Origin of the sequence: Labrenzia sp. VG12 (genome assembly GCF_002237595.1) — a bacterium.
Lineage (GTDB): Bacteria > Pseudomonadota > Alphaproteobacteria > Rhizobiales > Stappiaceae > Roseibium.
In genome coordinates this window covers 1,840,017-1,865,881 of sequence record NZ_CP022529.1, presented here as the reverse complement: position 1 = coordinate 1,865,881, position 25,865 = coordinate 1,840,017, and the positions used below count along the sequence as shown (strand labels likewise).

Annotated in this window: 27 protein-coding genes and 1 pseudogene; 16 read left to right on the top strand and 12 right to left on the bottom strand. The window is 60.0% G+C overall.

What is annotated here, in order from left to right; translation table 11 throughout:
- Positions 1 to 199 precede the first annotated feature (199 nt).
- The 8 genes and pseudogenes from CHH27_RS08670 to CHH27_RS08635 all read left to right on the top strand — a co-directional run bounded on the left by CHH27_RS08670 (position 200) and on the right by CHH27_RS08635 (position 6,885).
- Positions 200 to 2,592, top strand: a pseudogene (locus tag CHH27_RS08670) (putative monovalent cation/H+ antiporter subunit A).
- Positions 2,592 to 3,011, top strand: a complete 420-nt coding sequence (locus CHH27_RS08665; RefSeq protein ID WP_094071231.1) for a Na(+)/H(+) antiporter subunit B — start codon at positions 2,592 to 2,594, stop codon at positions 3,009 to 3,011. The pseudogene CHH27_RS08670 and the gene CHH27_RS08665 overlap by 1 nt, the downstream one beginning before the upstream one ends.
- On the top strand, positions 3,011 to 3,388 hold the full coding sequence (locus tag CHH27_RS08660) for a Na+/H+ antiporter subunit C (protein WP_094071230.1): 378 nt from the start codon (positions 3,011 to 3,013) through the stop codon (positions 3,386 to 3,388). The genes CHH27_RS08665 and CHH27_RS08660 overlap by 1 nt, the downstream gene beginning before the upstream one ends.
- 5 nt (positions 3,389 to 3,393) lie before the next feature.
- The gene (locus CHH27_RS08655) at positions 3,394 to 4,983 is read left to right on the top strand and encodes a Na+/H+ antiporter subunit D (RefSeq protein WP_094071229.1); all 1,590 of its coding nucleotides are present in this window, start codon (positions 3,394 to 3,396) and stop codon (positions 4,981 to 4,983) included.
- On the top strand, positions 4,980 to 5,456 hold the full coding sequence (locus CHH27_RS08650; RefSeq protein ID WP_094071228.1) for a Na+/H+ antiporter subunit E: 477 nt from the start codon (positions 4,980 to 4,982) through the stop codon (positions 5,454 to 5,456). The genes CHH27_RS08655 and CHH27_RS08650 overlap by 4 nt, the downstream gene beginning before the upstream one ends.
- Positions 5,453 to 5,809 (top strand): cation:proton antiporter, encoded by a 357-nt coding sequence (locus CHH27_RS08645; protein ID WP_094071227.1) that lies wholly within the window; start codon positions 5,453 to 5,455, stop codon positions 5,807 to 5,809. The genes CHH27_RS08650 and CHH27_RS08645 overlap by 4 nt, the downstream gene beginning before the upstream one ends.
- A complete protein-coding gene (gene mnhG / locus CHH27_RS08640) occupies positions 5,806 to 6,150 on the top strand; it encodes a monovalent cation/H(+) antiporter subunit G (protein ID WP_094071226.1) in 345 nt (114 codons plus the stop codon). The genes CHH27_RS08645 and mnhG overlap by 4 nt, the downstream gene beginning before the upstream one ends.
- Positions 6,151 to 6,468: 318 nt before the next feature.
- Positions 6,469 to 6,885: a MucR family transcriptional regulator gene (locus tag CHH27_RS08635; protein WP_094071225.1), complete on the top strand. Its 417-nt coding sequence runs from the start codon at positions 6,469 to 6,471 to the stop codon at positions 6,883 to 6,885.
- A gap of 81 nt (positions 6,886 to 6,966) precedes the next feature.
- Here CHH27_RS08635 and CHH27_RS08630 read toward each other — a convergent pair whose 3' ends face one another.
- On the bottom strand, positions 6,967 to 7,398 hold the full coding sequence (locus tag CHH27_RS08630; protein WP_094071224.1) for a SufE family protein: 432 nt from the start codon (positions 7,396 to 7,398) through the stop codon (positions 6,967 to 6,969).
- Positions 7,399 to 7,701: 303 nt separating this feature from the next.
- Positions 7,702 to 8,373: a DUF5330 domain-containing protein gene (locus CHH27_RS08625; protein ID WP_208988707.1), complete on the bottom strand. Its 672-nt coding sequence runs from the start codon at positions 8,371 to 8,373 to the stop codon at positions 7,702 to 7,704.
- Positions 8,374 to 8,536: 163 nt separating this feature from the next.
- Between CHH27_RS08625 and CHH27_RS08620 the strand changes: the two genes are divergently transcribed.
- The 3 genes from CHH27_RS08620 to CHH27_RS08610 all read left to right on the top strand — a co-directional run bounded on the left by CHH27_RS08620 (position 8,537) and on the right by CHH27_RS08610 (position 11,357).
- On the top strand, positions 8,537 to 10,099 hold the full coding sequence (locus CHH27_RS08620) for a hypothetical protein (protein ID WP_094071222.1): 1,563 nt from the start codon (positions 8,537 to 8,539) through the stop codon (positions 10,097 to 10,099).
- A 9-nt stretch (positions 10,100 to 10,108) separates the two neighbouring features.
- Complete coding sequence (locus tag CHH27_RS08615; protein ID WP_094074609.1) at positions 10,109 to 10,873, top strand: peptidoglycan-binding protein; 765 nt, start codon at positions 10,109 to 10,111, stop codon at positions 10,871 to 10,873.
- Between the two features lie 109 nt (positions 10,874 to 10,982).
- Entirely contained in the window at positions 10,983 to 11,357 is a 375-nt protein-coding gene (locus CHH27_RS08610; RefSeq protein WP_094071221.1) for a DUF1491 family protein, read from the top strand.
- 67 nt (positions 11,358 to 11,424) lie between these two features.
- Here CHH27_RS08610 and CHH27_RS08605 read toward each other — a convergent pair whose 3' ends face one another.
- Positions 11,425 to 12,582: a DUF2336 domain-containing protein gene (locus CHH27_RS08605; protein WP_094071220.1), complete on the bottom strand. Its 1,158-nt coding sequence runs from the start codon at positions 12,580 to 12,582 to the stop codon at positions 11,425 to 11,427.
- Between the two features lie 466 nt (positions 12,583 to 13,048).
- Between CHH27_RS08605 and CHH27_RS08595 the strand changes: the two genes are divergently transcribed.
- Positions 13,049 to 13,912 carry a hypothetical protein gene (locus tag CHH27_RS08595; protein ID WP_094071218.1) on the top strand — a complete coding sequence of 288 codons (864 nt, stop codon included), beginning with the start codon at positions 13,049 to 13,051 and terminating at the stop codon, positions 13,910 to 13,912.
- Between the two features lie 28 nt (positions 13,913 to 13,940).
- Here CHH27_RS08595 and CHH27_RS08590 read toward each other — a convergent pair whose 3' ends face one another.
- The 4 genes from CHH27_RS08590 to CHH27_RS08575 are packed head-to-tail and all read right to left on the bottom strand — an operon-like array spanning position 13,941 to position 17,781.
- Positions 13,941 to 14,252 carry a hypothetical protein gene (locus CHH27_RS08590; protein WP_094071217.1) on the bottom strand — a complete coding sequence of 104 codons (312 nt, stop codon included), beginning with the start codon at positions 14,250 to 14,252 and terminating at the stop codon, positions 13,941 to 13,943.
- Positions 14,253 to 14,312: 60 nt separating this feature from the next.
- Positions 14,313 to 14,873 carry a hypothetical protein gene (locus tag CHH27_RS08585; RefSeq protein ID WP_094071216.1) on the bottom strand — a complete coding sequence of 187 codons (561 nt, stop codon included), beginning with the start codon at positions 14,871 to 14,873 and terminating at the stop codon, positions 14,313 to 14,315.
- The gene (locus CHH27_RS08580) at positions 14,870 to 15,553 is read right to left on the bottom strand and encodes a DUF1214 domain-containing protein (RefSeq protein WP_094071215.1); all 684 of its coding nucleotides are present in this window, start codon (positions 15,551 to 15,553) and stop codon (positions 14,870 to 14,872) included. Before CHH27_RS08580 ends, CHH27_RS08585 begins: the two co-directional genes overlap by 4 nt.
- Positions 15,550 to 17,781, bottom strand: coding sequence for a transglycosylase domain-containing protein (locus tag CHH27_RS08575; RefSeq protein ID WP_094071214.1), 2,232 nt, complete (start codon positions 17,779 to 17,781; stop codon positions 15,550 to 15,552). Before CHH27_RS08575 ends, CHH27_RS08580 begins: the two co-directional genes overlap by 4 nt.
- Before the next feature lie 217 nt (positions 17,782 to 17,998).
- Here CHH27_RS08575 and CHH27_RS08570 point away from each other — a divergent pair, with 217 nt between their 5' ends.
- On the top strand, positions 17,999 to 18,481 hold the full coding sequence (locus CHH27_RS08570; protein WP_094071213.1) for a YcgN family cysteine cluster protein: 483 nt from the start codon (positions 17,999 to 18,001) through the stop codon (positions 18,479 to 18,481).
- 141 nt (positions 18,482 to 18,622) lie between these two features.
- Positions 18,623 to 19,432 (top strand): hypothetical protein, encoded by an 810-nt coding sequence (locus CHH27_RS08565; RefSeq protein ID WP_094071212.1) that lies wholly within the window; start codon positions 18,623 to 18,625, stop codon positions 19,430 to 19,432.
- 21 nt (positions 19,433 to 19,453) lie between these two features.
- Here CHH27_RS08565 and CHH27_RS08560 read toward each other — a convergent pair whose 3' ends face one another.
- Positions 19,454 to 20,077 (bottom strand): TetR/AcrR family transcriptional regulator, encoded by a 624-nt coding sequence (locus CHH27_RS08560; RefSeq protein WP_094071211.1) that lies wholly within the window; start codon positions 20,075 to 20,077, stop codon positions 19,454 to 19,456.
- Positions 20,078 to 20,182: 105 nt separating this feature from the next.
- Here CHH27_RS08560 and CHH27_RS08555 point away from each other — a divergent pair, with 105 nt between their 5' ends.
- Complete coding sequence (locus CHH27_RS08555) at positions 20,183 to 20,776, top strand: NAD(P)H-dependent oxidoreductase (RefSeq protein ID WP_371681838.1); 594 nt, start codon at positions 20,183 to 20,185, stop codon at positions 20,774 to 20,776.
- 13 nt (positions 20,777 to 20,789) lie between these two features.
- On the opposite strand, the gene CHH27_RS08550 is transcribed toward CHH27_RS08555, so the two are convergent.
- The 4 genes from CHH27_RS08550 to CHH27_RS08535 all read right to left on the bottom strand — a co-directional run bounded on the left by CHH27_RS08550 (position 20,790) and on the right by CHH27_RS08535 (position 24,517).
- Positions 20,790 to 22,262, bottom strand: coding sequence for a transglycosylase SLT domain-containing protein (locus tag CHH27_RS08550; protein WP_094071210.1), 1,473 nt, complete (start codon positions 22,260 to 22,262; stop codon positions 20,790 to 20,792).
- A gap of 93 nt (positions 22,263 to 22,355) precedes the next feature.
- Complete coding sequence (locus CHH27_RS08545; protein WP_094071209.1) at positions 22,356 to 22,865, bottom strand: DUF3833 family protein; 510 nt, start codon at positions 22,863 to 22,865, stop codon at positions 22,356 to 22,358.
- Between the two features lie 66 nt (positions 22,866 to 22,931).
- Complete coding sequence (locus CHH27_RS08540; protein ID WP_094071208.1) at positions 22,932 to 23,936, bottom strand: P1 family peptidase; 1,005 nt, start codon at positions 23,934 to 23,936, stop codon at positions 22,932 to 22,934.
- A 53-nt stretch (positions 23,937 to 23,989) separates the two neighbouring features.
- Positions 23,990 to 24,517 carry a flavin reductase gene (locus CHH27_RS08535; RefSeq protein ID WP_094071207.1) on the bottom strand — a complete coding sequence of 176 codons (528 nt, stop codon included), beginning with the start codon at positions 24,515 to 24,517 and terminating at the stop codon, positions 23,990 to 23,992.
- Between the two features lie 235 nt (positions 24,518 to 24,752).
- Between CHH27_RS08535 and CHH27_RS08530 the strand changes: the two genes are divergently transcribed.
- Positions 24,753 to 25,859: a branched-chain amino acid ABC transporter substrate-binding protein gene (locus CHH27_RS08530; RefSeq protein ID WP_094074607.1), complete on the top strand. Its 1,107-nt coding sequence runs from the start codon at positions 24,753 to 24,755 to the stop codon at positions 25,857 to 25,859.
- The last annotated feature ends 6 nt before the right edge of the window (positions 25,860 to 25,865 follow it).

Here is a 25,865-nt window from a genome sequence, read left to right as displayed (position 1 = left end):
GTAATTAGCGCGAAGTTTAGCCGGAACAAGTCAGCGGTTTGAAAATATCGAAAATCGTCTGCCATCAGCTTGAAGAGGCGGATTCAACTGCCTAAGACATGTCATAACCTGTTTCGGGCCGCTATCATCTGGCGGACCCGGGCTGATTCTATTGAATCGGCGGTCGCCGTTTCTTGATCAACTGCAACGAAAGTTCAGCATGACGCCTGCAATGATCGACGACACCACTCTTTATGCTGTCCTCGCGCCCTTTGCTGCCGCGGCAGTTGCACCGTTTCTGACCCGTTGGTTCAAGCACAACGCCGCCTGGCCGCTGGCAGTCGTGCCTGCGCTGATCTTCCTTCATTTTGTCGGCTTCATCGAGCCCGTGGCACGTGGCGAGACCTTTGTCGCCAGCATCGCCTGGATGCCGAGTTACGATGTCGATTTCTCCGTCTATGTGGACGGTCTGTCGACCCTGTTCGCGCTGCTGATCTCCGGCATTGGAACGTTCATCATCCTCTATGCCGGTGGCTATCTCAAAGGGCATCCGCAACAAGGCCGTTTCTTCTCCTTCCTGTTCCTGTTCATGGGCGCGATGCTCGGGCTTGTGCTCGGCAATAACCTGATTTCGCTATTCATTTTCTGGGAGCTGACGTCGATCACCTCGTTCCTTCTGATCGGGTTTGACCATCTGCGTGCCGCCTCGCGCCGCGCCGCCATCCAGGCGCTTGTGGTGACCGGGGGAGGGGGCTTGTGCTCCTGGCAGGCTTCCTTGTGATCATTCAGGCAACCGGCAAGTACGAAATGTCTGCCCTGCTTGGGTCTCCGGACGTGATCAAGGACAGCGGGCTTTATCTGGTGATCTTCATCCTGGTGCTCGGCGGGGCCTTCACCAAGTCGGCGCAGTTTCCGTTCCATTTCTGGCTGCCCAATGCGATGGAAGCGCCGACGCCGGTCTCTGCGTTCCTGCATTCGGCAACCATGGTGAAAGCCGGCGTTTACCTGCTGATGCGTATGCACCCGCTTCTGGGTGAAACCCCTGAATGGACGACCGTTCTGCCGATATTCGGTGGCCTGACGCTTCTGGTAGGCACGATCCTGGCTGTTCGCCAGACCGACCTGAAACTCATGCTGGCCTACACCACTGTGGCCTCGCTCGGCCTACTGGTCATGCTGACCGGCACCAGTGACGAAAGAGCCCTGGAAGCTGCGGTCCTCTATCTCCTGGCCCACTCGCTGTTCAAGGGTGCCTTGTTCATGGTCGCCGGCACGATCGACCACGAAGCCGGGACCCGGGACATCACCAAGCTTGGCGGATTGCGCTCAGCGATGCCGATCACGTTCCTGGCAGCGTGTCTGGCTGCCCTCTCCATGGCTGGTCTACCGCCCTTCATCGGCTTCATCGCGAAGGAAGTGCTTTATTACGGCACCTGGGGCTGGCTGGAATTCTGGGGGGTGCCGCTAACGCTGACGGCGCTTGTTGGCAACGCCCTGATGTTCATGATTGCCGCAGCTGTTGCGATCAAGCCTTTCTTTGGTCCCAAGGTGGAAACGCCCAAACATGCCCATGAAGGCCCGATTCTGCTCTTTGCAGGTCCTGTTGTCCTGTCTGTTCTGGGGCTCGGTCTGGCCCTTGTTGCGCATACGACCGGTGAGCTCTTCGTGGCACCGACCCTGGCATCGCTCCGCGGCGTCTTTTCCGAGATCGACCTTCACCTCTGGCCGACCTACATTTCCGGCAATGTTGCGCTTTACCTGTCAATCATCACGATTGGTCTTGGCATCGCCCTTTTCACGCAGCTCGACCGGCTGCGGGCAACCATCGCCGGTATCCTGACCACGATCGGCTGGGGGCCGGACAAGGGCTTCGACCAGTTCGTCTCCGGCATTGTCAGCCTGTCGACCCTGATCACGCGGCTTCTGCAGACTGGCAAGATGCAGACCTACATGGTGCTGACCTTCCTCTTCACCGGTCTCGCCGTTCTGTTGCCGGGTTACCTAACCAACAGTTTCCCGGCGATGCCCAAGCTGCCGGAGTACCGATTCTACGAGTGGGGCATCTTCCTGATTGCGGTGCTTGGCCTGTTTGCGGTGCTGATCGCCAAGACACGGCTGACCGCCATTGTCTCGCTCGGCATCCAGGGCTTTGCCGTGGCACTGATCTTCCTGATCTTCGGTGCTCCGGACCTGGCCTTCACACAGTTCATGGTGGAAACGTTGTCCGTGGTCATCCTGGCGCTGGTCATGACCCGCCTCAACCTGCATCCGAGCGATCACCGGTCCCTGCCGGCGGCGCTCAGCACGGGCGCGGTCGCTGCAGCCGTGGGCCTCGGCCTGTGCCTGACGCTGATGGCAATCACGCAGCAGCCGTTCGACAGCCGCCTGTCTGACTTCTTCACCGAGTTCAGCCGTTCAATCGCCCATGGCCGCAACATCGTCAATGTGATCCTGGTCGACTTCCGCGGCATTGATACGCTCGGCGAGATTGCCGTGGTGGTGCTGGCGGGTCTCTGCGTGCTGGCTCTGATCCGCGTGCGCACCCGACCGGAGAAACCGGACGAGGCGCCAGATGCCGAAGCGGCCCAGTCCAAACCGGCGGAGGCAAACTGATGCGTACGATCATCTTCCGCACCATCGCGCCGTATCTCTCCGCGCTCATGGTCCTGTTTTCGATCTTCGTGCTCCTGCGCGGTCACAACGAACCGGGTGGAGGCTTTATCGGCGGGCTGATCGCTGCCTCAGCGCTGGCGATTTTCGGCATTGCCTGCGGCGTCGCCTCCGTGCGCCGTGCCATTGTCTTCCACCCGATGGGCATTGCAGGCTTCGGCCTGTTCATCGGCGCCGCGGCCGGCATCATCTCGCTGTTTAAGAGCCAGCCTTTCATGACCAGCCAGTGGTGGTACGTGAAGGCGTTTGGCGTCGAGATCCCGCTGTCGTCACCACTGATCTTCGACATCGGTGTCTATCTGGTGGTCGTTGGGGCCATTGGCTCCATTGCGCTGGCGCTGGAAGAAAGGGAGGCCGACTGATGGAAACCGGTGTTGCAATCCTGATCGGCCTGTTCTTCACGGTGGCTGTCTATCTGATGCTGTCGAAGCAGCTGGTCCGGATCCTTCTGGGCATCGCCATTCTTGGCAATTCGGTGAACATGCTGATCTTCACCAACGGCCGCCTGACGCGGGAAGTCCCGCCGCTGATCCCGCCGGATCTCTATACGCCTGCCATCGCGACGGCGAACCCGCTGCCGCAAGCACTCGTGCTGACGGCAATCGTGATTTCGTTTTCGTTCTTTGCCTTCCTGCTGGTGCTGGCCTTCCGCGCCTATCAGGAGCTGGGCACGGATGAAGTCAACGAGATGCGCGTCGCCGAGCCCGACAACGATCAAACTCCGCCGCAAGGGTACTAAGCTTCATGGCCGGTTCCTCCGTTTCCGTCGACTATTCCCAGGCGATGAATCTCGAACCCGTTGCCGCGGGTGACTGGCTGGTGGTCGCCCCGGTGCTGATCACCATGCTGGGCGGTGCGCTGTGCCTGATGCTGCGCAAGAACACCGACCTGCAGCCCAAGCTTGGTGTCAGTTTCCTGGTGCTTCTTGTCGTGGCCAGTGCCGGGTTGCTGTTGCGGGTGCTCGACCAGGGTGTGATCACCATGGTGATGGGCGGCTGGCTGCCGCCATTCGGCATCGCCTTTACGGTCGACGCGCTTGGCGCAACGCTGACCATGATCGGCTCTGTCGTTGCGCTGTGTGCCGGCATCTTCGGCATGTCTACGGTCGACAGCACCGGGCGGCGTTATGGCTTCTACCCGTTCCTCCTGTTGCTGATGACCGGTGTTTGCGGCGCCTTCCTGACCGGCGATGTCTTCAACCTCTATGTCTGGTTTGAAGTCCTGCTCATTTCCTCCTATGGCCTGCTGGTGCTCGGCAATGACAGGATCCAGCTGGACGGCGCCGTGAAATACGGCGTTTTGAATCTGGTCGGCACCAACCTCTTTCTGATCGCAACCGGCCTGCTGTATGGCATGTTCGGCACACTCAACATGGCCGATATTGCCGGCAAGGTGGCGGAGCTGAACAATCCGGCCTCCGGGACACTGGCAACGGTTGCGGCACTCTATTTCCTGGCTTTTGCCATGAAGGCGGCCGCATTCCCGGTCAATTTCTGGCTGCCGGCCTCGTATCACACGCCGAATATCGTGATTTCCGCCGTTTTTGCCGGCCTGTTGACCAAGGTTGGTGTGTACGCCCTGATCCGGCTGTTCGTGCTGGTCTTTCCAAAGTCGCTTGAATACATGGCCGATGTTGTGGCGCTTGTGGCGATCGGTACGCTTCTGGTCGGGGCGATCGGCGCGCTTGCCCAAAGCGAAGTCCGGCGGCTTCTCGGCTATCTGGTGATCGCCGGCATCGGCTCCATGCTGGCCGGTGTCGCGATCGGCTCCGAGCAGGCGATTGCCGGGGCAATCTTCTATGCGGTGCATTCCATCATAGTCATGACAGCGCTTTATCTGGCGGCCGGTGTCATGAACCTGATGGCCGGGTCCTATGATCTGCGGAAGCTGGGCGGCCTTTATCAGAAGAACGCCGCCTTTGCCGCCGTGTTCCTGATCCTGGCTTTTGCCGTGTCCGGCCTGCCGCCCTTTTCCGGCTTCTGGCCAAAAGTGGTCCTTGTCGCGGAGGCCTTTGATGACAGCCGTGCCTGGCTGGGTGCCGCCATCCTGCTCAGCGGCTTCCTGACGACGCTGGCCATGGGGCGGGTCTGGATCTACGCCTTCTGGCGTGGCGGACCAGAGGGAACGCCGGATGGCCAGTCGGTGTCCGGCGATGGCGCTGCAAGCATGCATCTCAAGGGAGGAACCGTGTGGCTGCCTCTCCTAATCCTGACGGCACTTGTCGTCTATTTTGGCCTTCAGCCGGAATGGATGATGGAACTGTCACTGCGCGGCGGGTACAGCGTGGTCAATCCGCTTGGATACCTGCGATCGGTCTTTGGAGGTGAGGGATGACCAGTCTCTTTCTCATCAATATTCTTCTGATGCTTGCCTGGGCGGCGGTCACGGGCAGCTTTGCCGAAGTCAATCTGGCCTTTGGTTTCCTGCTCGGCTTCGGCGCTCTTTATCTGATCCGGGAACAGGTTGGCACGACCGAGTACACACAAAGAGTGACCAAGGGCGTCGGCCTCGCGTTTCTGTTTGTCTACGAGCTGATCAAGTCGGCCTGGCGCGTGGCGATGATCGTGCTGCGGCCGAAAATCGATCTGCAGCCGGGCATTATCGCGTTCCCGCTGACAGTGGACCGGGACTTTGAGATCACCATGCTGGCCAATCTGATCACGCTGACGCCTGGCACGCTTTCAATGGACGTCTCGGAAGACCGCAAGACCCTTTATATCCACTGCATTGACGTGCCGGATCCGCAGGCGACAATCGATGACATCAAGAACGGTTTTGAGCGCAAGATCCTGGAGGTGTTCCGATGACACCCATTGACAGTTTTGCCTCGCAGTTCCTGCATGTCTGCGTTCATATTGCCCTGGGCCTGCTCACTGTGTCGTTTCTGGTGATCGTCTACCGGACGCTCAAGGGGCCAACCCTGCCGGACCGTGTGGTGGCGCTCGACATGCTGGTGGCAACCGGGATCGGCTTCATTGCCGCGATCGGTGTCTCGACCGGTTTTTATCTCTATATCGATATTGCGATCACGCTCGGCCTGGTCGGGTTCCTGGCGACCGTTGCCTTCGCGCGGTTCATCCTCAACCGCGGATCGGCCGGGGACCAGACGATCATGGAAGAAGTCGAAGAGAGCATCAGACGCAGGGAGGCCGGAAAATGACGGCGCTTGTTGAAATCGTCACCGGCGTCATGCTTGTGATCGGTGCCGGTTTTGCCCTGGTGGCGTCTATTGGTCTCGTGCGCCTGAAGGACGTCTATATGAGAACCCATGCGGCCTCCAAGGCCGGCACGCTGGGGTCAGGTGTGATGCTTCTGGCGCTTGCAGTTCACGCAGGTGACCTCGGCGTTGTCACGCGGGCGATCGCAGGTGTGGTCTTCTTTCTTCTGACCGCCCCAATTTCGGCCCATTTGTTGGCAAAAGCTGCCTATTCGGCCGGGTACCGTCCCTGCGCCGATACCAAGGAAGACGCTCTGGCTGAAACAATGAGGCCCAAGGGCTGAGGCCGGAAGTTTGCTGCGCCGACGTGTTTAGTCTGCTTTCGAGACAATACTATCCATCCATTGTCTAACTAGGTGCACAAGATCCGGTCAATATTTATAGAATTTGATTTTTATTGAGACGAAGCGACTTTTATTTGAATTCCGGGGTTGTCGTTTCTGGGGGACAGCGATATAAGGCTGTGACGATTTCCTGCAAAGTAGAATCGTTTTCGATTTCCAGATCCGCAAGTAACAGATTTCTCAAAAGTGCTTTCGGAACAATCCTTTTGCAGGTAAACAGCGTATCAAATTTTGAAATCAGTAGAGAACGGGTGAAAAATGACTGACAGTCCGGTGGATACAAATCTGATTGATCTTACGGCAGACATCGTGTCCGCCTATGTGAGCAACAACACTGTTGCGTCAACAGACCTGCCAGGCCTGATCAACGAGGTATATGGCGCTCTTCAGAAGACAGCCAATGCCTCCAGCGAACCGGAGCCGGAGCCGCTGAAGCCTGCAGTCCCGGTCAAGAAGTCGGTCATGCCGGACTACATCATCTGCCTCGAAGACGGCAAGAAGTTCAAGTCGCTGAAGCGTCACCTGCGCACCCACTACAACATGACCCCGGAAGAGTACCGCGAAAAGTGGGACCTTGGTGCAGACTATCCGATGGTTGCTCCGAACTATGCAGCAGCGCGCTCCGAACTTGCCAAGAAAATGGGCCTCGGCCAGCAGCGCAAGCGGTCCAAGTAAGGATCGCTTCTGCCCCAGAGCAAAACGTCAAGAGCTGCCTGCCGGGCAGCTCTTTTTTTGTCTCGTTGGAATGCGCCTGATTCAGGCAGCTTCGAGGGCCTCTTGGGCGTCGGACCGGATGCGACCGACCATGGAGCGCAGTCCGTTGGAGCGTTGCGGGGTCAGGTGTTCCTGCAGTCCGAGCTTGCCGAAGATGCCCTCGACGTCGGTTTCAAGGATTTCCCGAGCCGGTTTGCCGCTGAAAAGTGTGGTCACGATCGCGACAAGCCCCTGAACGATCAACGCGTCACTATCGCCTTTGAAGGTCAGCACCGGGCCGCCATCTGCCGTCTTGTCGACGCTGGTAATCAGCCAGACCTGCGACACGCAGCCGCGAACCTTGTTGGCATCGGTTTTCTCGCTGCCGTCGAGCGGGGGCAATTCCTTGCCGAGGTCGATCAGATATTTGTACCGGTCTTCCCAGTCGTCGAGAAAGTCAAAGGTCTCAAGGATTTCGTCTAGGCTGGTCGTCATGGCACCGGTCTTTGAAGGTCGTTTGCGCCTTCATATAGCTCGCACATGCCGATCTGCAAATGGGTAAGTGGCCGGATCTTCTCCGCAGCCCGGGGCATCAGGCGATGAGATGGCGGCTTGGCCGGCAGCAAGACATAAAAATACGCCGCAGATGGAATGGGCAGCTTTCCATCTGCGGCGCAGCGGAACAAACCGCTGAAGTGAAGCCGTCTTTGCGATGCCGCCTTGCGGCACCGCTCCAGCGGGGGCGCAATCGGCCGTCTCAGACCCAGGAGGTCATAGGGTCGTCAACAGCCAGACCGCTCAGGTCTTCAGGCCTGAGCGGGGTTTGGGCCGTGGCACCGGCCCAAATTCTGTCTCCAGCGCGGAGACGTTGTTCAAGTCAGGTTGCCAGACAGGAGTGCCCGTCCGGGTTTCTTCGGCAGCAAGTTCGGTCACAGGGGTGGTCGAGCCCGTGAGCAGAGCGTCGGTCTCTGATTGGTCGGCCATCTGTGTGTCGAGATATTCATAAACGATGCGCGCACCGTCGCGCGCCCGGCTGCCGATTGCGGTGAGGGCATTGCCGCCCGTTTCGCAGGCTTGCGGATTTCGCCCGCAGAAACCACCGATGTCGGACACCGTCGCCTGTGCTGCCAGGAAGGCAGAAACCGGATCAACTTTTTCCACCGTGGTGCTTTCCTTCCCGGACCCGAGGGGAATCAGGGCCAGAACCAAGGTGAGCCAGAAGGCCGTCCTCAAGAGAAAGAACATGTCGCTACCCATAGTCTGTTCTGCTTTGCACGCCTTTGTGCCACTGGCGCGCTTGTTATGAGGGCACCATAACAGCGACATGAGAATGCCCGGTTGAGCGGGAAGGTCCAATTTTCGTAAAATAAAACAGGTATTTAAGTCGAGTTTTCTGACAAATTGATTCAAATTTGAATGATCTTGCACCAAGTCTCTGAAACCGCGCCCTTTTTTGGAAAAAATCGGCAAACCGAATTCATCCTTTATCGTTCCTTAAGTGCTCCAGACGACAATGCCTCTATCCAGGGTAAGAGCAATCCTGCGCGGTGTTGCGGTAGAGTTGAGTAGAGTGCGTAACCTTCTGAAATTGATGCGAAATACACTTGGGCAATGGGTGAGCCGCGTTGACGGAATGATTCATCCTGCTGCCGCTTCCGATCCTTTTCTGGCTCCGCTGCACCGTTCCTTCATGATCAGCAGTTTCGTGAGTGGCGGGGCGGCGCTGTTTGTGCTGCCGCTCCACCTTGCGCTGGCCGGCCCGCCTCATGCCGCCGTGCTGCTTGTTCTGGCCTGGATGCTCGGCCAATGGCCGCTGGCTCTTTACCTGTCCAGATCGGGAGCGCTCAACAGGGCCATTACCCTGTCATCCACCCTGTTTGCGTGTTTCATCGCTGCCATGTGTGTCTTGACCGGCGGGATGAGTTCCTTTGCGTTGATATGGCTCTTGATGCCGCTGATGGAAACTGCCTTTGCGACCGACCGAAAGGTACCCTTCGCGGTGGGCGCGCTTTGTGGTGCGCTCCTGGCTGCAATTGCCTTCCTGCCCATGCCGGACTATCAGATCGTGGTTCCTGCCACCGGAATGGCGCTTTACGCCACGCTCGGCGCTTTGCTCTATGCGGGCGTGCTTTCCCTTCGTCTGACGCTTGACAGGATGTTGGCGCAGAAGGTGGTGCAAAGGACGCAGTGCGATCGGGAACTGATCGCACAAGGCACCAGGGATGTCGTGTGCGAGGTTGCAGCCGACGGTACGCTTCGTCTTCTGGGCGGTTCGGTTTCGACACTGGTTGGGCCGCTGCCGCTCGCAGACGGAGAAGACTGGCTGTTCCCGCGCCTGCATGTCGCGGACCGGCCGCTTTATCTGACCCGCCTGTCGGAAGCGCGCCACAGTGGCAAGGCGCAGCGTCTCGACGTTCGGTTTCGGGTTGGCGCGACGCGCCCCGGTGAGATTGGGCTGGCTGACTACCGCTGCCTGTCACTCGTACTGCAATTGCCTTTGCAGTCCGCAGTGCAAACCGATGCGCACCAGGTTCTGTTGCTGACGCTTTCCGACGCCAGGCAGTCTGCATTGACTTCAGAGCCGGCTGATGTTCCTTCCGGTCGCTCGAGTGCGGATAGTGAAGATGCGGCCGAGATGATGGATGGCGCTGCGCCCGCGGCGATGTCGCGGCTGTCTGCGCCGGCCCCCACACCGATTGAGCAGGACGAAGCAGAAAAAGTCCTGGAGTCAGCTCCGAACGAGCCTCTTCATGCCGCGTGTGAACTGTCGGCCAGCCTGGAACAGTGCCGGGACCTTCTGACCCCCGTCGCTGCACGGCGCGGCATTCATCTGGATTTTTCCGTAGACGACAATCTGCCATTGGTCACGGTCGATCCGAAAGGCGTGCGGCAGGCACTGAACTGCCTGTTGGCGGACATGATCGAGACCTGCGGCGACGGGGCGGTTCTGTTGATTTCCGCAGAGATGACCGACACGGACGTTTCCTGTGTTGTGGCGGTCTCCGGGCGGCGGTCTGCACAGACCTGGCGCGTGGCGCATTCAAAGTCGGTGATCGACCGGGCGAAAGAATTGCTGGACCGTGCCGGTGCCCGCTTGTGCGTTCCAGAAGAAGCGGAAAAGGACAATCAGGTGATCCTTTTCCTTCCGCGGTCCGCTGCGTCCGACGGGGGCGTTATCCTGGCCAGGACGGCATAGGTGGGCGGCATGGCGAAAACGCGCAAGACCACGAAATCGACAAAAGCTCAGGCGGCCCAGCCCCCTGAAACCCTGATGTCCAGGGCTGGACATGTGGCGCTCGACAATCCCGTTGCCGCCGGTGGCACCGTTGTCATGGGACTGACGGCCTGCCTGATTATCGCCAACGCAATCGGTCTCCAGCCTGGCCGCCATCCGGCGCCGCTGTTTGCGACACGGGATCGACCTGAGGCTTTCCAGATGCCCGAGCCGGACGGCAGAAGTCCGGGACTGAAAATCCAGGAAATCTCGACGCTGGTGCTCGACCTGCAGATTTCCCTCAGGAAAATCGGATTGTATGAGGGACCGCTCGACGGGCTGAACGGTCCGGCAACGGAACGGGCGATCCGGTCCTTTGAGCGCCGGGCCGGCCAGGTGGAAACAGGCGATGCCAGCGAAGCCCTGCTGGCTCTGGTGCTCATGCATGGTGATGCTCCGGCGGAGGGACTGGTGCCGATCCCGCGCGCCAAGCCTGGCAGTATTGCCCCGCCGCCTCAGCCCGTTGGCGACGTGGGAGCCTCGCCCGTCGATTCTGATCCCAAACTCATGAAAATACAGAAAGCCCTGTCCGAGCTGGGCTATGGGCCGCTCAAGGCGGATGGCCTGATGGGGGCGAACACCACAGCTGCGATCCGGCGGTTCGAATTCGACCGGGGGCTGCCCATGACCGGAGAGCCTGGCCCGAAGGTCATTGAGCGACTTGAAATGGTCAGCGGGCGCAAACTCTCCGGATGAGGCCGGGCAGTTGCCCGGGAACCGTATCTGACCTAAACCTGCCGGAAATCATCGTTGGTAAGGAGGCAAGCCATTGCCTCTCCGCCAAATGTGGGTGTTGGGAACAGCTATGCGGGTCACGTCCGAGTTTTTTGTCAGCGCGCTGGTCCGGCGCATCTTCGGCGAAGGCGGGTTTGCCGCTGTAAGCAAGAAGGGCGCGCCGGAAGCAGGCGCTGTCTTTGTCTGTGTCGACCGGCTTGATGGAACTTTCGACTTTTACGGCCCTGCACCACAATCCATGTTCAGCGAATTGCCCCAGGGGCGCCTGTTCGAACAACTGTTTGAGCGAACTGACAGGGAAGCCATCGATCGTCGTCTGGCCAGCGAGGCTCGAATGGATCCGGATTACTGGCTGGTCGACATCGAGGCGCGGGAAGGGCAGGTTGACCTACCCCTGGTGCAGGAGGATACCCCCGATCCGGGAGCGGGCGTCTTCCGGTTCTAGAGCCTGCCGCCGATGCGGCTTGCCTTGAAGACTTCTGAAGCGTGAGTCTTAAGGACAGGCGTTTTGCTCAGGTACCGGACTTCCTGACGGCCTTGGTGACGCGAAAGAGTGGCTTGCCCTTTGCCCGGGTCTCGCGCCGCCCGTTTTCCTGATACTGCGGGGTGTGGTCGGGTGCAGACGTCTCGGCGGACTGGGCTCCTTGATCATGCAGGATCCACTGGCCAACCAGGACTTCGGCTGCGCCGGCGCTCAGTGTTCTGTAGAGGCGCAGCAGGCTACGCAGGCGTTCCAGGGAAAGATCATCTCCGGCCAGGCGTATCAGCACGGTCGTCAACTGACCGGCCGAGAAACCAAGCGCTTTCAGCGCCACTGTCAGGCCTTCTGCCTGATCCTGCTTGATCAACAGGTCGCAGGTTGAGCGTGGCAGACCAAGACCCTGGCCAAGCAGGTCGGCAAAGCGGCTGCGGTTTTGCTGAAGCGCTTCCTGAAGCAGGGCGTCCTGAAGTTTCAGGCGGCCGCTATTGGCAGCTGCTGCTGGCGTCGTTGCAGGCGCCTGAGCCTGTTTGACAAGGCTGGTCATCTCGGCGGCGGCGATGGCCTTGGCTTTCAACGGAGCCGGCAAATGCAGGAATTGTCCCATGAGTCCATCCGGGTTTAGCGCGTCCTGACCAGCCAATTCTAAACCAAGAGTAGCAACGATGTCACTACGGCAACTCAATTTCGCCTGATGCGCTTGCGTGAGGATGATGTCATCGCGGTCCAGAAGGATGCGGATCACGGCCGCGCCGGCATGTTCACACAGTGCAGAGATCACCGATTCGCGTAGTGACGGGCGGTTGGCGATCGCCTTCCGCAAGCTGTCCGGACCCGTTCGGGCGGTGCGCAAGAGGAGATCCACAGAAAGCCGGGGACTGTAACGAAGCGCTGGATAGGCGGTCAGGTCGTCGTCGTCGCCTGCCAGAAGTTCGAGCAGATCGTCCGGCATTTCCGGATGCCCGGCGAGCAACGTGGCAATTCTGCGTCGGTCGGGCAGGGAGGTCGACGGCAGGAGATTGCGGGCAAGTTCCAGAAAAATCTCTTTTTCATCAACATCATGCCGTGATCGGCCGGCAAATAGCTCGCTTGCGGCCAGCAACACACCGCGGTCGGAGCCGCTGGCTTGGGTGTGTTTGCGTTGGGACGAGAAAATTGGCACAGGCGAGTTGAAACGTTGGCGTTGGCGCATAAGACCCGTCTACAAAAAACAAAAGACCGGACCACCGGTTGGACTGACACCCTTCAAATTGAAGCAAAAGCGTTAGCATGCTGTTAACCCTGACGACTTCTTAATGGAGAAGCAGGAAGTAATGCGTCGCCCGTTTGACCGTTCCCCGTCGGTAATACGCCGTCCAGGGGAGATCGGAACCGAAGGAGGAGACGATGGGCACCTTGTTGGACTTTTCATCCGCACAACGGCCCACTGCGCGTGTGGGCCAGCGCTCAAATCAACGCCGCTCGACCAGCCGGGACAGCTTTGGGGAAGTTATCCTCTTCCCAGGTATACGCTACGAGCGTCACGACCTTGATCTTGCCGCACGAATCACGACCATCGGTAAGGCGGCCGGACCAGCTGGTTCCGACAAGGACTGACGGTCCAAGCCTCTCCAGCCGCATGTGCAGAGATTCAACGCAGCGGTCTGGAGACATGCCCGATGGGCAAAGGCAAAGCGGAACATAACGCTGCCGCGTCCTCAAGGGACGGCGGAACCGTTTGGGGAGTGCCCTCCCGGATTGCCTTTGTCGCGCTGGTGGCCCTTGGTCTTTCGGCCTGTGTGCGCCCTACCGGCGACTTCGACCGCGCCAGGCCCTCCGTCATTCATGACAAGGTGATGCCGACGGCCGGCGATGAGGCAGCGCGATTGCGCGGCGATCCGGTTTCCAAATTCAATTACACCGATGACGAAAAATTGATGCGCAACCGCGGCTGGACCTTGATCCGTCCCCCCTGGACCAAGGATTGGATCGGCGGAACGATGGTGGAACTGTCGCGCACGCGGGTCCTGCCGGAGACCGAGGGGCGGGTGCCGCCGGACCTTTACCTTATCTATCTGCGATCCGACAAATTCCGATCGTCCAACGCGCGCTACGACAAGATCGCCGCCGATGCCTCCGGTGATGCAGGGCTGGTGATGCCTTTTTGCGAGGTGGCGCTGCGCGTGAAGAAGGCCGATGATGAGCGTCTTCGGGTGCTTCAGCGTCAACCTGTGACCTCTGAAGAAACCTATGAAGGTGCCAAGGCCAGGGTCTGGGAAAACCGCGTGATGATCAAATGGGTCGGCCAGGCGCTCAGGTATCGCATCATAGCCTACAAGAAAGCGCTGGACGGTCTGGAAATCGAAACACCGACCCAGAACCGGGTCTGGAAGGTCAACAATGCCATCCGGGAGCTTGAAGGGCAGGTCCGGATCGCTGAAGCCGGCTGCGATCCGAATTCCCGGGGCGTTGCCGACCAGCCTGTCAAACGGTCCCGTATCTACAAGAACTGGAGCACCGAACGGCCGCCGGTTCAAAAGTGAGGTCCGGCGATGCCCGCGGGCTTTGCGTTCACAAGTAGTCTCGTCCTGATGCTCGTCCGGCAAAATAGGCAATGGCCGCGAAGCTGGCATAGAACAGGCCGAAGGACAGCATCTCGATTATCAGCAGCACCTCGTAAACGATGGTGAAGAAGCTTTTCGGAAAAACGAAGGAAAGCGCGATCCAGGCCAGGAGGGAGCCGGTGAACACCTGGCAAACCCGGCTGAGCAGCGTTCGTTTTTCGTGAATGACCGTGTCGAATCGACCGACGGCGAAACCCAGAACAAAGGGCAGAAAGTGCAGCACCGCTCCGGCGGCATAAAGTCTGTAGTCTGTGTCCATGCGCCGGGTTGAGGACCTCTCACATCGAAGCTGGGGGCGGTGTTTGAAGAGGTGTCGCCCTCATATTCCCCTGCAACTCGCCGCTTTCAGAGCCCGATCAACGGTGCCAGCGCGTGTGGGGTGCGGAACATAGGCGCGCAGCAGGGCAAAACCGCTGATCGGCTCCTCCGTTTCGATGACAATCAGGTCCTCCAGGTTCTCAGGAGGGTTTTCGCGCAGGATTGAGAGCTGCTCCGTTGTCAGGACCAGCATGGAAAGGCGTTCGGCCCCGGCGGTGCGGTTGTTGAGACTGTAGACGGCTTCACCGGCCGCGTTGAAGAGACCGATCGACCAGAATGGCACCGGGATGCTGGCGTCAAACAGGACCGGCCCCTCGCTCAACTGAAAACGGCAGGTCGCATGTTTCATCGCTGGATCGAGATCGGGCAGCGCTTCCGCGCCGGGGTTAACATCGGGAAGCAGATTGAACTGCCTGTCGGGACCGTGTGCGGCGACATTGTCGTAAGCACTGTGCTGGACATTGTGCGGTATGCTCAGCACCACAAGAATGTGAATGATCGCAGCCAGACACAGCGTGGCCAATAGTCCGACGGTCAGGGAAAAACGCGGTGACAGGGTCATGGGCAGCCCTGCCTGTCGATCACCGGCATGCTGACACCGTCCAGCGCGGCGCCGGTCGTGACCGGCGCATCATAGAGCCGCAGGACAAAGCGAAGGCCGTCGCTGGCTTTTGCATTGGCTGCCAGTGGCAACCAGTTTCCTGAATGAGGGCTGCGGGCGGCCATGATCTCGAAACTGCCGTCCGGAGCCCGCAAAAGGTTGTTGCTTGCCAGATTGGCGCGCCCCGACAGGGTTTCCACGAGACGCCCGTGCCCGTTTACCGCCGTCAGTGTCCAGAGGCGCGCGGAAGGTGTCTGGCCGGCAATGCGATAGACGCAGGTCGGATCGAGCAGGTGGCCCCGGCTGTCTTCGCGTGCAACCAGCGCCAATCCTTCGCCGGACGCCAAAGGAATGACGGCGCCGCGGGTGTAGATCGCAACGGAATAGGGATCTGCACTTGCCGTTCCCGCCTTGGGATAGGCGCGCCAGGGGCCGATGGTTTCCGCATTCAGCGGCTCTTCGCGTTCGATGATCAGATAGGCGGAACTGATGCCGATCAACGCGGCCAGGACCACGACAGTCGTTACCGTCGCGAGGGTCCGCAAGGGGTGGCCACGGTGCGGACGAATGATGCGCGGCAGACGGGTTTCGTACCAGTCGGCCTCGCCATGCGGCGATGGACGGAAAGACGTGTCGCTCATTGCACCGCCACGGTTTCGGCCGGTTCACTTGCAGGCACTGCGCTGGCACTTTGCTGGCCCATCAGACGGCGCAGATCGCGGCCGATCCTGAGCAGCAGAGACTGTGTGCGTCGTTTGAGTACCCTGGGCTGAGCCGTGTCTGACTGCCTGTCTGCCAGTTGGGCAGGGGCAGAGCGCGCAAGGCGCGGCAGGCTTTCTGCCTCAACGCCCGGCATGCGCGCCAGTTCGATGCCATTATGGGCAAAGGCCATGTATTTCTGCCAGGTCATGGCGGGCAGGCTGCCGCCGGTCACTCGCCGGGTGGATGAGAAATCGTCATTGCCGAACCAGACGGCGGTGGTGAAGTTGCCGGTGTAGCCGACAAACCAGGCATCCCGATAGGCGTTGGTCGTGCCGGTCTTGCCGGCGGCGACAACACCGTCTATCCGGGCCCGGCGAGCCGTGCCGGCTTCCACCACATTGACCAGGATATCGTTGATCTGATGAACCTTTTCTTCCGGTAGCACGCGGATCTGCTCCGGGCTGTCTGTGCCATGCCTGTAGAGCACCTTGCCGTTGCTGTTCTTCACTTCCAGGATCGCATAGGCGGGGGCCTTGAAGCCGCCATTGGCAAAGGTGGAATAGGCTGCGGCCATGTCGATCACAGAGACCTCGGACGATCCGATCGGCAGCGAGATGGAGTTTTCAAGCTCGTGGGTCAGCCCCATCGCGTAAGCCGTCTCGATGATCTTGTCACGGCCGAAATCCAGCGACAGGCGCACGGGAATGGTGTTGATCGACTTGGTCAGCGCGAGTTTCAGCGTGACCGGCCCTCGGTAGCTCCTGTTGTAGTTCTTCGGCGACCAGTTACCGATCCAGACCGGCCGGTCCGGCACGATGCTGGAGGGTTCATAGCCGTTCATGAAGGCGGTCATGTAGACGAAGGGCTTGAACGAGGAGCCGGGCTGGCGCAAGGCATTGACGGCCCGGTTGAACTGGCTTTCGCCATAGGACCGGCCACCGACCATGGCGACGACGGCACCGTCCGGAACCATGGAGACCAGGGCCGCCTCGTTGGCGTCGCGCAGCTTGCCGTTTTCGCGCAGGATCGTTTCAACTGCCAGGTCCGCCTGGCGCTGCAGGGCCGGGTCGAGCGTGGTGCGCACGGTGACGATGCGGTCCCGCGCCATGGCCGGATTGCGCCGGGCCAGTTTCTTGACCTCGTCCAGCGCCCAGTCGAGGAAATATTCCGGCAGTTGCTCCTGGGATCGGTCGACGGCCAGCGCCGGGTTGCGCCTGGCTCCGATCACCTGGCCTTCAGTCAGCAGGCTGGCCTGGACCATGTTGGTCAGCACCTCGTTGGCACGTGCGCGCGCCGCGGGCAGATTGATGTGGGGGGCATATTTGCCCGGCGCCTTGAAAAGGCCTGCAAGCATGGCGCTTTCGGCAAGCGTCAGCTCACGGACATTCTTGTTGAAGTAAAATTCGGATGCGGCTGTCACGCCGAAGACGCCACCGCCCATATAGGCGCGGTCGAGATAGAGCTTCAGGATTTCCTGTTTGCTGAGGTTTGCCTCGAGCCAGAGCGCCAGGTAGGCTTCCTTGATCTTGCGGCTGAGGCTGCGCTCATTGGTCAGGAAAAGGTTCTTGGCCAGCTGCTGGGTGAGGGTGGAGCCCCCCTGGACCACGCCGCCTGCGCGGGCGTTTTCCACCATCGCACGAAACGTGCCGACAAAGTCGATGCCGAAATGGCTGAAAAAACGCCTGTCTTCCGTGGCCAGCGTGGCCTTGATCATGGAATCCGGGATCTCTTCAAGCGGGACACTGTCATTGAGAACGATACCGCGTCGGCCGATTTCCTTGCCGAAGCGATCCAGGAAGGTGACCGCGAAATCGTCCGTCGTCTTCCAGTCCGCATAGCGTGTGGCCTCGAAGGCCGGTTGGGCAAAGGCCAGCACGACGATGAAGCCGGCCAGGCCATAGGTCAGCCCCTCCGAAGACACTTCGGCGAGCATCCGCCAGATTCCCTTGGCGCGGAAACGCCGCAAAAACGCGTCATAGCTTTCAAAGACACGGCGGATGGCCGAGCCGCTCTTCCAGAGCGCCGTATCGACAAAGGCGTCTATCGCCAGAAAGAACCGACGGATCCGGTGCCGCTTGCGGGGCGGTTCTTCCGCCGTTCGGCCCGCAGTCTTGCCTGCCGTTTCGCCGATCGGGTCGGTCTTGTCTGAGTTCACTTCGTTCTTCACGCGAACAGGGTCTCCGGGTCAAACTCGCTAAGGTCACGTTAGCCGTTATTCCGGAATTGGAAAACAGGCCGATTGCCGCGTCGTCGTGATTCCAGTTTACCGATTTTCCTTAGAAAATGCTTGCTTTTCAAACACTATTGCGTGCCCGTTGCTTGCCGGCTCCTCTCCGGCGTGCTAGGCGCCGGAAAACCGCGGCACCCAAAAGGCACCATCAGGCATGAGCGCGAACGACATTGCGGGCGACCTTCCGTTCTGGAAAACAAAATCGCTTGAGGACATGAGCGGATCTGAATGGGAGAGCCTGTGCGACGGCTGCGCCCGCTGCTGTCTGAACAAGCTGGAAGACTGGGATACAGGCGAGATCGTCTGGACAGACGTTGCCTGCACACTTCTGGATGGCGACAGCTGCCGGTGCCGGGACTATGAAAACCGGGCCGCGACCGTACCGGACTGCATCCAGCTGACACCTGCAGAAGTCAGGACACTCACGTGGTTGCCGCCGACCTGTGGCTATCGCCTCGTGTCCGAGGGCAGGGACCTTTACTGGTGGCATCCGCTGGTTTCAGGAGACCCTGAGACGGTCCATCAGGCAGGCATTTCCGTTCGGGGCAAGACGGTTCCCGAGGACGGCATGGCGCTGGAAGACTATGAAAACCATGTGGTTTCCTGGCCTGGCGAAGAACCGGACCAGTCTCGCTGAAGGCTTGTCCATGAACACCCTGGTTCGTTTTGCAGTGGTGCGCGAGCAGACTTGCCCGGAGGCGTTGATCGCCAATGTGACGGTTTTCAGCTAACCTTACGGAAAGTTGGGTTGTCATGTGGCTTTCGGAAGAGGTGGTTCATGCTGAACGGCGTGTTGGCGGTTATCTTCGCAACGGCCCTGGTCCTCTGGCAGCCGCCTGCACTGGCAGAAACAATCAAGTTGCGTGTTCCCGACGTCAGCACAACGGACTATGTCGTCGAACTGGTCACCAGCGCCCTTGAGAAAACCGGTCGGCAGGTTGAATTTGAGCGGATTGACGCTGATTTCAACATGGCTCGTCAAATGAAGCTGTTCGAGACCGGCGACGGGCTGGACCTGATCTGGCGGGGCGAGAGCCCGGATCTGAAACAGGAATATCTGGAGGTGGATGTCGACATCACCGATGGGCTGAAGGGCTATCGGGTCATGCTGATCCACCCCAGGGACCGGGATCTCTACAAGGGCGTTGCCTCCCTTGAGGAATTCCAGGCCATTGGTACCGTTGCCGCGCTCGGCGCCGGCTGGAACGACGTTGATGTCTGGCAGCAGAACGACCTGAAACTGCAGGAATTCAAGGGGGTCTGGAACCCCGAGATCTATCACCTCATTGCCCTTGGGGGGCGAGGGGTCGACTATTTCCCGCGCGGGATCACGGAGATTGCCGGCGAAGCCGCCCTGCATCCCGACCTGCTGATCGAACCGCATCTTGGTCTCGTCTATGCCAATGACTTCCGGTTCTATGTCACGAAAGAGAATGCCGAGCTGCATGCGCTCCTGACCCAGGCCCTGAAACAGGCTGAGCAGGACGGGACGTTGCTTGAGATCCTCAAGCGGGCCAATCCGGATGTTTACGATCCGGACAAGATCAATATCGACGGCCGCACGATCATCCCGTTGTCGATGCCGTGATCCGCTGGCCTCGGGCCTGACCTAGCCCTTTTCCGTCAGCAGAAACGCTTCGACGTGCCGCCGCAACCGCTCTTCCAGTGCCGTTCTGTCGGTCAGTTGATGGCTCTTCAGCAAAATGGCGCCGTGGATCATGAAGGCGATCAGTCCGTCTGTCAGTTCGGCAGCAGACCTGTCCCGCCGCAAAGCGGGTTTCAGCGTGCCGGTTTGCTGCCAGGCTTCAAGAAAGGTCGCAAGATCCTTGTCGAGACCGTCCAGTGTTTCGACGAAGGCTTCGGCGCAATGTGGCTTGGTCACACCGATATTGTCGAGAAACAGGCGCAAGATTGTCGGGCTGTCGGTGATCACCGCGATCAGGGCCATCATGCGCCGCATCAGAAGACCGACCGGGTCCTGCAGGTCGCTGCTTTCTGCCGCTTCTGCCGCGTTTGCAGCGCGCAGGGCATTCAAGCGATCCAGCAACACGTAGGACAGCAAGCCATCCATGTCGCCGAAATGGGAAAAGACCGTGCCCTTGGCCACGCCCGCTTCCCTTGCCACCGCGTCGGCGGTGACAAGTTCCAGGCCGTGTTTCTGGCTGAGGTCACGGGCCGCGGTCAACACGCGGGCGCGGGTGGCAATGCTGCGCTGCTGTGGTTTGCGTGTCATGTTTCCTCATTAAAATTGACCGCGGTCAAAAAATATCTTGACCCATCTCTATAACGCCGTCAAAAAATGACCGTGGTCAATTTTTGACTGATGGCGTAACCAGGTATGGAAACACAGATGAAACGCATACTCGTTCTTGACGGACATCCGGCCGATGGATCCTTTTGTGGAGCTTTGGCGCAGAACTTTGCCGACAATGCGGCTCAGGCCGGACAGGAGGTGAGAATGAGGCACCTGTCTGCCATGCACTTCGATCCGGATTTCGGACAGTCCGGTTTCAAGGATGCCAAACCGCTGGAGCCGGATCTGGAAGCGCTCTGGCAGGACATCCTGTGGTGCGAACACTTTGTCCTGGCCCACCCGCTCTGGTGGGGCGGGCTGCCGGCCAAACTGAAGGGCCTGTTTGACCGGGTGTTATTGCCCGGGACAGCGTTCCAGTATGTCGAAGGCAAGCCGTTGCCGGAAAAGCTGCTCAAGGGGCGGACGTCCCGGGTGCTGGTCACCTCGGACACGCCCGGATGGTTCTATCGCTGGATCTACGGGGCAGGATCCCGGAAGCAGCTTGAAAAGCAGATCCTCAATTTCTGCGGGCTGAAGCCGGTCGGCTACCACATGTTCTCACCCATTCGTGGTTCAACGGACAAGGACCGGGCGGCGATGATGAACCGCGCCGGCACACTCGGTCGCAAGGCCGCCTAGCCGAACGTGGAGGTTACTGCTGTGCCGTTGCCTTTGCGGCGGCATCAGCCTCGCGGCGTTGCTGCTCCTGCGAGAAAACGACGTAGTACTGATAGATGTTGCCGACATAGTCGACCGGTTCCCGGCCGATTTCAGAGGCGACGATCCATTCGACATTGCCGAACCATTTATCCGGATCGTAGCCGTGTTTTTTCGCTTTTTCGCGCATCCGCTCGAAGCGGCTCGGACCGGCATTATAGGCCGCCAGCGCAAAGAAGGTCTGGTTGGCCTCCTTGGGCTTCAGCTCCGCAAAATAGTGATCGGCGAGAAAACGCAGATATTTGACGCCGGCATGAACATTCTTGTCCGGATCCTTGTCGATGCCCTTGATGTTGATCGGATTGCCGGCCGCAGTCGCAGGCTTGATCTGCATGAGACCGACTGCTCCGGCGCGGCTGCGGGCCTTGGGATCGAACCTGGATTCCTGATAGCTTTGGGCGGCAATCAGCAACCAGTCGATCTCGTATTCCGTGCCGTATTTCCGGAAGACGGTCTGCAGCTCGTCTAGGGCGCTCTTGTAATGCGCGTCGCGCATGTCCTTCAGATAGGTCGCTTCCTTCAGATACCGCTTGAACAGGATGTTGCCGAGAAGGGTCCCTTTTTTCACCGTGGCGGCAAAGCCGTTGACCTCCTTCAGAAGGGTCGGTGCGTCTTTTCTGACGGCGATCGCGATTTCACCATCCGTGCGCACCGATGCCGCCGGATGCATTTTCAACCCGTCCAGAACCTGTAGCCAGAGTTCGGCCTTGTGCTGGTCGACAATCACCATGGGAAGAGCCCCGGCGGAGACCATTTCCAGGAGGTCGTCATCTTCCAGCTTTTCGTCGGCCGTGGTGATTTTCATCGGATCCTTGCCGGCCGCCTGCAGCGATTTGTTCAGATCCTGAAGGCTTTGATAGTAAGACGCGGATTGCCGCACGGTGACAGACTTGCCGGCCAGCGCGTCCGGCGAGGTGAGATCTGCCACGCTGTCCAGGGTGACCGGGACTTCATGAACACCGGTCAGAAGGGGATCGGAAAAGTCGGCGAGTTCCCGCCGTTCATCGGTGATGGTCAGATTGCCGAGCGCCAGGTCACCGCGCCCTTCGTAAAGGTCGGAGAACAGGCGATGGCGCGGGGTCGGAATCAGGACGATCTTCGCCTCGTTTACTTTCTTGTCGTGCAGCTTGTGCAGGTGCTTGTCGAATTCCGTCATCAGGTCAACGGCGCTGCCACGCTGAACGCCCTTGTCGATGAAATAGCCGGTTTTCGAAAACGGGATCAGCACCCTGATGTAACCCCGGTCGATCAGGGCATCGAAGTCGCCGGTAAAGGGATCGCGCAACTTGTCTTCCAGGGCGTCGGCAAGACCGGTGCCCATGGCCTGGGCCTGTTGTCCTGCGAAAGCCGTGGTCAGACCGACCATCAGCAACAGGCACAAGCGAAATGCGAAAAGACGCGACACCATCTGGAGCCTCCCAAGTGAACGTGCCTCTGGAGTAAAAGCAGGATTGTCGCGTCTGGCAAGGTTGAAGGATCGATCGCTTCCTTTCGATCCCGGCTATTTGGTAAAGGTGAGTTCCACAGTGCCGATGGTGAAGCCGGCTTTCATCACCCGGGCCGTGTTGCGCACCGTCCGGCGGTTCACCTGTTCCAGCGTGTCGTCGAAGCGCAGCAGCAAGGGGCCGTTCTCGGTCTCCAGCTGCGCGATATAGGAGAAGCGGATCGCGCCGTCAGATGTGGTGCGCACATTGGCGGGAGCAATCACATCCGATCGCTGGCCGACATAGCGTCCATCGGCGACCTTCTGGAAGAACCATGTCTTGGTGTCCCTTTCACCGTCGTCATAGACAAAGTCCTCGCGCAGTCGCAACGTGAAGGTCTTGGGGTCCCATTGGCCGTTCAGATACACGGTGAAGGGGCGATTGACGCCGGCGATCCTGCTTTCAAAAACCCCTTTGCCGACGGTTCTTCCCTTGAAGAACTCTTCCAGAACAAGGGTCTTGGCTGAAACCGGCGCGGCAAGGCCGGCGGCCAGAAGAAGGAACAGAACAGTCCTGAGGAGAAACATGGTCTTGCAAAGCCTCTGTCGATGAAGGTGCTCTACATACGGCGCCAGACGGCGGCCGGATCTGATTTAGCTGCCGAAGCGGGTCTGCCAGGTCGGCACCGGGTCGTCTTCGGCAGGCGTGGCGTGATAGATGCCCCGGGCAATGGCTCTTGCAAGGCAGGATGCCGCCGCCGCCCCGAGCTGGACCATGTCTTCCAGTCCGTTCTCGAGGCGCTTCTGTCCGGTGGAAAGGGCAAAGACGAGGTCGCCATCAAGCGGCGTGTGTGCCGGCCAGAGCGCACGGGCAAGACCGTCATGTGCCATGACGGCGAGACGCTTTGCCTCTCCCTTGGTCAGGATGGCGTCGGTGGCAACAGCCGCAATCGTCGTGTTGGCGCCGGCCTTCAGGCCATCCAGCTTCGTGCGTACGGTCGTGCTGTCTGCGGGCAGGGGGTGTGCCATGCCGTGGCCGCCGAATTCAGCTTCTTCCTCAAAGGGCGCCGCCCAGAAATGCGGTGTCTCGCCGACGGTGGCCCGCCCGAGCGCGTTGACGGCAACGATCGCGCCGACCGTAACCCCGTTGTCGAGTACCTGGGAGGCGGAACCGAGGCCGCCCTTCAGATTGGCCGTGGTCGCGCCCGTGCCCGCGCCGATGGAGCCGAGCGGAAAGTCATATCCGATGGCATCCAGCGCCGACCGGCCGAGGTCGCGGTAAGGCGCCGCCTGACCCCAGCTCTTGTCGCCACCATTGAGGAGATCGAACAGGATTGCGGTGGGCACGATCGGTACGCGCACGGGGCCGACCTGAAAGCCGTATCCGAGTTCTGCCAGACGGCCCTGCACGCCGGCGCCCGCATCCAGACCGAAAGCGGAGCCTCCGGCCAGAACCACCGCGTCGATCTTGTCCACGGTCTGCTCGGGCTCAAGAAGTGCAATTTCACGTGTGCCGGGCGCGCCGCCGTGAATGGCGACAGAAGCGACGGCCGGCTCGTCCGGAACCAGCACGGTCGCGCCGGACTTCAGGGACTGGTCAGAGGCATTGCCGACCTTCAGGCCCGGAACGTCGGTGATCAGATTGCGTTGGCCGGCCATGGAAGATGCGTCCCGAATATGACTGCTGGAGGATCAGTGTGCGCGTGGTGACGTCAGGTGTCGAGGCTTTTGTAGCCGCGCCGGACATAGAGCAGGGATTTGCCCGGGTCCGTCATGCGCAGGTCGGTGACGGTGCCGACAATGATGGAATGGGTGCCCATTTCGGTGGCCGAATGCACCTCGCAATCGACGCTCAGGCGAGCGCTGTCGAGCGCGGGGCAGCCGGTTGCCAGCGCCGTCCAGTCCCCCTTGGCGAAACGCTCCGGCATCTCCAGCTTGTGGCGTCCGGCAAAGGCATCGGAGATGTCTTCATGGTCGTCGCTCAAGGTGTTCAGGCAGAAACAGCCGTTCTCCAGGACTGCATCGTGGACGCGCGTTTCCCGGTTGAGGCAAATGAGAATGCTGGGCGGATTGTCGCTGACCGAGCACGCCGCGGAGACAGTTGCTCCCAAGCGGCCGGCGCTGCCGTCGGTGGTGACAACATGTACGGCTGCCGCGATCCGGCTCATGGCTTCGCGGAAGCTGGTGGTGTCCAGAGGCAACCGGTCCTGATCGGTCTGGTCCGGCGGGGAAGTGGACATGGTTCGGCTCCTTGACCGCTTGGCGCGGGAATCGTCTTGGGCGGTAGTCTATGCGCGCCGGGAGGGGCTGCCTAGGCTGTCTTAGCGAAATGGTTCGGATGCCGTCAAACGGTTCATCGACCACGTGTTCATGTGTCTTTTGAATAGACCCGGACAAGAAAACATGGGTTGTGGATTGAGCTTGGCAACCGCCCGCGCTAGGCATATCGGTGTGATGTAGATGCCGGAGATGTGGATGTTCTTGCAGAAACTTGGCCTTGCAGCAGGGCTCTTGGCCCTTGGCGCTCTCTCCGTGCCTGCCAAGGCCGATATCCGCATTGCGGTTGCCGGTCCGATGGAGGGCCAGTTCGGTGCCTTTGGCGAACAGATGCTCGCCGGAGCGGCACAGGCCGTTGCCGACATCAATGCGGCCGGCGGTGTCAATGGCGAACAGCTGATCCTGGAAGCGGTGGATGACGGCTGCGTGGCGGACAAGGCGGTTGCGGTTGCCAACCAGCTGATCGGCAAGGGGGTGGTCTTCGTTGCGGGGCACTTCTGTTTTGGAGCGTCGATTGCGGCCAGCGAGGTTTATGCCGATGCCGGGATCGTCCAGATCTCGCCCGCGACCACCTTGCCGAAATTCACGGACGATCGGCCTGGAGACGGCGTCTTCCGGTTGGCGCCCAGGGATGACAGCCAAGCCAAGGTGGCCGGACAGTTGCTCGCCAGGGACTTTGGTATTGAGCGCATTGCCTTGCTGCATGACAAGACCGCCTATGGCAAAGGCCTTGTCGATGCAGTCAAGGCGGAAATGAATGCGCTTGGCACCAGCGAAAGCCTGTCTCTTGGTTTTGATGCGGGGGAAGACGACTATCGTGGTCTTGTGTCACAGCTCGGCCTGCAGAATGTCGGTGTCGTCTATCTGGGCGGGTATCATCCCGAGGCCGGCCTGATTGCACTTGAGATGCAGCGCCAGGGTCTCGATGCCGTGCTGATTTCAGGCGATGCCCTGATGACGGACGAGTTCTGGCTCGTTGCCGGGCCGGCAGGAAACGGGACGCTTTTGACCTATCCTGAAATACCGCGGCAGCGCCCGGAGGCACAGAAGGTGGTGGCTGCGCTGGACGAGGCAGGATTGCCGGCCGACCGCTATGCGCTGACCAGTTATGCGGCGATCCAGGCCTGGGCACAGGCCGCTGAAAGCGCTGGCAACACCACCTTGAAGGATGTTGCAGCTGCGCTTGGCACCGGTGATCTGGCAACGGTGATCGGGCCGGTGCGGTTTGACGCAAACGGTGATGCAAATGCGCCAGCCTATGTCTGGTATGAATGGCGGGATGGGGTGCCGCAGCGCCGTCCCTGAGCTTTC